Source organism: Paenibacillus sp. KS1, assembly GCF_001680695.1.
Taxonomy (GTDB): Bacteria; Bacillota; Bacilli; order Paenibacillales; family Paenibacillaceae; genus Paenibacillus_B; species Paenibacillus_B suaedae.
In genome coordinates, this window is record NZ_MAIS01000159.1 from 1 (window position 1) to 5,166 (window position 5,166).

A 5,166-nucleotide genomic window follows, 5' to 3' on the forward strand; every position below is an offset into this window, starting at 1 on the left:
GCACGCAGCATTCTCCTATGTTAAAACAAATAAGCCGCCAAAATGTTCCATAAAATCATCCACTTGAGTTCTATCCGTTCCCCGACATGACAAAGGACATCCGTCTTAGACACAGATGCCCTTTGAATCTTGTTCGTAATTAGTTGTCACAACATTGCCATATTCGGTTACTTCAAGCTAGTCAGCCAGGCCGCAAGCTCCTCTGTCTGCGACAGGATCGCAATTGGGTCGAAATACCAAGAGCGTTCTTCCTTCCATATGTATACGCGATTATTCTTGACGGCATCTAATGAACTCCAGATCGGATCAGTCTTCAAGTCTTCCAGCGTACGGTCGTTCGAGGTAAGAATAATGTAGTCGCCTGCATACTGCGGCAGCAATTCGCCTGACAGCTCTGCCCACTGCTTCTCCATAATCTTCGGAGCCACTTGAGCAGGCGGCTTAAAGCCAAGTGCTTGATAAATCGCCTGTCCGCCACGGCCGAAATTATCGCCGTATACGTAGGTCGACTTATCCGCCGTTTCCAGAATCGTGATTGATGCATCAGCAGGTATCACTTTTCTCACTTTTTCTTTGGCTGCCGCAACACGATGATCATAGTTCGCAAGCCAAGCTTCTGCTTCCTTTTCTTTTCCAAGAAGCTTGCCGAAATAGCTCAGCTCTTCATGGGCGTTTTTCAATTCACCGAATGGCACCGCAATTGTCGGCGCAATTTTGGACAATTGCTCATAACGCGCTTGGTCATCCTTTACTCCCGTAACGATTAGATCTGGCTGCAAATCAAGCATCTTCTCCAAATTGCCGTTAATATCGCCAAGATCCGCTACACCTTTCAAGGCTTCTTGAAAATACGGATTCTGCAAATGAAGCCCCGGAACGCCGATCGGAATAACATCTAGTGCAACAAAGCTGCCCAAATATTGATCCGCTACGATGCGCTTGGGGTTAAGCGGTACGGTCACGTCTCCATATATTGTCGATACGATCTTGGTCTGCATCTGCCCTGAAGTTTGTCCCGCGTCTGATTGGGATGCTCCTAGCGGAGTCGACACAGAATTAGTCGTTGTCTGACTGCCACTGCTGCTTTCCGAATTGCTCGTGGCACTTGATGCGCCAGAACAGGCAGTCAGTAATAATACGAAGCACAGCAGCAAGACGGCTGCCGCAGATGATTTGGATTGTCGAAACATTGGTATACTTCCCCCATCGTTATATTGATAGTAATAATCATTATCAATATAACGTCGCAAGTGACGAGCAACAATGGAGGATCGCATTATATTTGCAGGACGATCTTCTGTTCTGCGACGAGTACGTTCCCTGACTCTGAACCGTGCGGGCGGAGCACCTTTGTACTTTTTGAACAAGCGGCTCAAATAATAAGGATCCTTGTACCCTACACTCTCAGCAATTTCCCGCAAAGTTGCATCCGTGTCCACCAGAAGTGCTGCAGCCGTATCCATTCGGATTTGAATCAAATAATCAATCGGGCTGTATCCTGTATTCTTTTTAAAGGATGCAGACAAATGCGGAACACTATAGTTCAAATTGTCTGCCAGTGACTCCAACGTAATTGCTTCTGCATAATGCTCCTGTATGTATGCGATTGCTTGTGTGGCAATATCCGGCTCCCTGACCTCGATCGATTGACAATGCAGCTGCTGCAGGACGCTATATACGAACTGATAGAACAAGGATTTCACCTGGAATCGCTCCAAGGAACCGGCTTGCCTCCACTCCTCTGCCATCCATCTCGTCTTGTGATACAACGATACTGGATTGTTCGGCGTGAAGTGGTATTGCAATTGGAACGGGCTGCTGCTTTCCATCAATCGAAGCAATTCCTGCCTGCACGGCAACGGTATCGTGGCCCTGTAGAAGATCATATAGTATTCGAATTCTTCTGCGATAAGAGAAATGTCCAGCATTGTCCCCTTACCGCTGTGCATGACTTGGAAACATTCAAGGAGATATTCTTCTCCATCCAGCCGAACTTGGGCACTGCCGCGCGTCGCAAGCAGGTACATGCTGGCTGGAAGCTTATAATCGCGCACAACCTCATTCATCCCCATCATAATATGGCGGACATCCAATACCTTAATTGCAGCATGATCCCAAAGCAATAGATGTTCATCGGCATTCATTCTCTTCATACCACCTTCCAAATCACTGCTGACTCTTGCCACCATTATAAATGATAACCATTCTCAATGGTAGTGAACGATATTTCACTTTACAAAAACTCTCCCTATTGCTCAGAGAATCGGTATCTATACTAGCGATAAATCGTCTGTGTGCGCTTCGTTTTGCATGCCATCGAGCCGATGCCCAAGGGATTAGCACACTCAGCAACGTCTTCATTGTGATACGAGTCAAATATATTCTCTTCATATACTCTCCTTCGATATAAGACAATTTCATTTGATAGAGAAGCTATAAAGTAACGATAATTGATTCCTGCGTTCACATGAAATTTTGCAGGAGGACGTAGCCGATTCGAATTCAATCTGACTCCGATCACTGTAGCTGTTTCCGGCCACACTTGAAGTTTACTGAATCAGCCTACTCTCTAATGCTGGATCATTATACCTACCATCGTCTCATACCTTCGTAACAAAACACAATTATTATCCAAAATTTTCATCAATGTGACAACATCATTTGTTTATTTCATCGGAGCTTATGGGTAGGCCGTCCCTATCGTGCAGGATTAAAAACCGTTCGAGCGTCATACAGAATTATGCAATTCGTGGGATACACAGGATTGATGATCCAATGAATAATCATAATAGAGACTATCCACACCACCTGCTTCGACAGCAATCATCAAACATCAAGCAAAAATTCATGGAGAGAGGTGCGTCATTTGTTCAACACATGTACACGCTTGATCGCCGCGTGCGTTGCCGGAATCATGCTAACACTTGGGTTACAGGGCACGATGAGTCCAGCAGCTGCCGAGCCATCGCAACCGCGGGCTGCCGTGGAATGGTTTAGGGATTATGGAAGTAGTTCCAGAGGGGAAGAAGTCATTCCTACCTCCGATGGCGGTTATTTGACGGTAGGCAGCATTACGGAGAAGGAAATGATTGGGCAAGATAGTTGGCAATATGTCGTTAAGGCTTATATCATTAAAACGGATGTAGAAGGACAGCCGCTATGGGAGCAAAAGCTAGATCATTATTCGTCCGGGAATGCCGCATATCGGGCGATAGAGACTAGGGACGGAGGATATTTAGTAGCCGGCACCTACAAGTCCTACGACGGCAAACCGATGGACAAGCTATATCTCATTCGGCTGGATGCGTCTGGACAAGTACTGTGGCACAAGGCTGTTGATGATGGACAATTCCACCACACTCCGGTAGCTATTATTGAAACGGATGACGGCAGCTTTATGATTGCCGGGAGAGGGATGTTCTCTGCAAGCGCCTACGAAAAGGGCTACATCCTGAAGGTGGATAGCAACGGAGAAAAGTTATGGTATCGTGATTATCGCTTTATCGGCAGCGAATTCTTTGCCGATATGATCCCCGCCAGTGACGGAGGTTATATTGTTATTGGCGGCATAGGCTATCCAGATTATGAGCCTGGCGATGAGGACGCCATGCTTATGATGAAGCTTAATGAGCAGGGCGACATCGTATGGTCACGGCCGTTCCAAGAACCAAATACGAGACGGCGTGCCTTTTCTATCATCTCTTCCGATGACGGAGGTTATCTGGTAGGCAACCGTAAAAGAACAAAGCAGGGTGATGTCACCATTCTCACCAAGACGGACGTAAACGGTCAAACGGAATGGGAAAAAACATATACAGAACCGATCTCGGAATTGTTCAAAAGTCTGGTGCGGACGAAAGACGGATATGCCATGCTCGGTATGCGTATGTTAGGCGAGAGCTCAGGCTGGAAATCGGAATATGCGATAGTCACGTTCGACGTAAACGGCGAGTTGACAAGCCGCGAAGCGCTCCCAGGCCCACCGCTGAGCGACGTTGGCAAGGCAGCAGTAGCTCGCGACGGCGGATTTATTTTCACCGGAACCGTGAAACGAGGAGAGGTATGGAAGCTTCAGCTCATGAAGCTGGCTCCATTCGAGAACATGCCTCCTACCGAACAGACATTGGCAAGCATTTCTTTCATGGAGAAAGAGATGCAAGTAAAATCAGGCACCAGCATGCCTACTGTACTTCAAGCCGTGTACGGTAATGGAATGGTCAGCGATATATCAGGCGCAGCCGTGTATAGCTCGGATGATTCTCGTATTGCCGACGTCGACACATCGGGTCGGGTCACGGGTCATGAGCCTGGAGTCACTTATATTGGGGCCACTTACGGAGGACTCAATGCCAGCTTGAAAGTAACCGTGCTGCCTGAGGATTGGGTTGAGCCTGAACCAGCCCGCGGAGACCTCCGGCTGGATTCGAACGACTACTCGCTAAGTGCCGGCTCCATGATCGATGTGAAGGTCATACTTTACGACTATTCCGTACATAAAGAAATAGACGTGACCAAGGAAGCAACTTTCCGAAGCGCCAATCCGGACATTCTCGAGTGCGATAATGAGGGGAACCTGATTGGCCGTAAGGCGGGATTCACGAAAATCCATGCTGCCTATAGGGGACTCCAGGCGACGTCCAACGTTCAGGTGCTTCGGGCATCCGTTCCGCAAGAAGTGCAACAGCCGGAGCTAGATTTGTAATCAGCCATAATTCATGTAATCTTCGTTACAAGTAAAGGCCTAGCTAGAGCACGGAGTTCGGAACTAAAAATACTTTTCTACCTTACTCCATTCACTCCAATATCGAATGCCGTGCTCTAGCATTCATCCTTTTATAGGCGAATTATTTCCCGAGCAATAATCTTGTACATATCATTGGGTCGTTTTCCTATACAATGACTAATAGATCAATATCACTTTGTTGAGGGGTAAAGCCCCCATCGCCATTGAACCGTGTAAATAGATTCCCACTAGCGATTGCGATAACTCACATTTCAAGAGATTTGTGATATGGTCTAATACAACTTGCTGATTCATTCTAAATGCTTCCCCTGTCTGATTGGTTATCTCTATTTCTTCGTACTGAACGCTTGGAAATACTTCTTTACATCTTATCTGTATAATTCCCATATCATTCAAAGCACGCAGCATTCTCCTATGTTAAA

Annotated in this window: 2 protein-coding genes; one reads left to right on the forward strand and one right to left on the reverse strand. The window is 46.8% G+C overall.

All coding sequences use genetic code 11. From position 1 onward, the window contains the following. Positions 1-167: 167 nt before the first annotated feature. Positions 168-2,144: an AraC family transcriptional regulator gene (locus BBG47_RS26990; protein ID WP_065294316.1), complete on the reverse strand. Its 1,977-nt coding sequence runs from the start codon at positions 2,142-2,144 to the stop codon at positions 168-170. A 722-nt stretch (positions 2,145-2,866) separates the two neighbouring features. Here BBG47_RS26990 and BBG47_RS27000 point away from each other — a divergent pair. Continuing rightward, the gene (locus tag BBG47_RS27000; RefSeq protein ID WP_065294318.1) at positions 2,867-4,702 is read left to right on the forward strand and encodes an Ig-like domain-containing protein; all 1,836 of its coding nucleotides are present in this window, start codon (positions 2,867-2,869) and stop codon (positions 4,700-4,702) included. Positions 4,703-5,166: the final 464 nt, after the last annotated feature.